At 42.2% G+C, this 895-nt stretch carries 1 protein-coding gene; it reads right to left on the bottom strand.

Features of this window, described 5'->3' with window-relative positions:
* The coding region (locus ACZYRN_RS19200; protein ID WP_488913183.1) for a zinc ribbon domain-containing protein at positions 1-895 on the bottom strand (895 nt) is incomplete at both ends.

Below are 895 nucleotides of genomic sequence, written 5' to 3'. Positions count from 1 at the left end.
TGGATTTCTGTTTGGTGAACAGAACAACGAAAGTTTCGTCCATTCGCGTGGTGTCTGCCCCCGCAAAACGGACAGTCTTGTGACGTATAGCTTTCTTCTGTTACTTCCACTTGGACGCCTTTTAACTGCGCTTTATACGTGAGTTTTTGCTTGATTCTCCCCTGATTCCATAAAGAAAGCTGTTGTCTTCGTTTTTTGTTTGTCTTTTGTTTCTTTTGGCTATTTTTCTTCGTGTTTTTTTCGATGCCGGATACATGTCCAATCACAAAATTCGTGACGTGCTCTTCTTCTAAAAAGGCCACGATTTCTTTTGTTGTCTTGTGTTCCAATTGTTCGAGCTGATGTTTACTTTTTTGACGAATACGATTTTTCGCTTGTTTGTACTGTTTCCATTGGTTCGATCCTTTTTTGCAGCGGGACATTTTCTTGCTCAAGTCTGCTACTGCTTTGGCACGAAATTGAGAAAGACTGCGCATCGCCCGTCCGGACACTAATAAGGCTTTCTCCTCCGTTGCCACCGTGACCGCATGGATTTCCCCTAAATCGCCACCGGCCACTTTAACATCATAAGAAGAAAGACTTTTTTCTGGAATAGAAACGGAATAACAAAACCAATACGCTCCGTTTCGCCACACGATTTCCGCATAATTGCACGTTTCAAGATCTTCTTCGGACCGATTAGGAATAACCACTCCCTTGTTTTTCTTCGGAACCTTTTCCGTCCACACATTCTTTTTCTTTTTTGTTAACAAGTCTGAAAGGGCGTATCCATATTCCGCTTTTTTAATCGTGATCGTGTCTTTGGAAATGGTCATGGACGCTTTTTTTAACGGGATACAATAATAGCGCTTTCTCCGCCATGGGTATTTTGCTTTTTTGTCCGTTTTCCGCAGCT

Source organism: Domibacillus sp. F004 (assembly GCF_057814295.1).
This window is presented reverse-complemented; position numbering and strand designations above follow the sequence as displayed.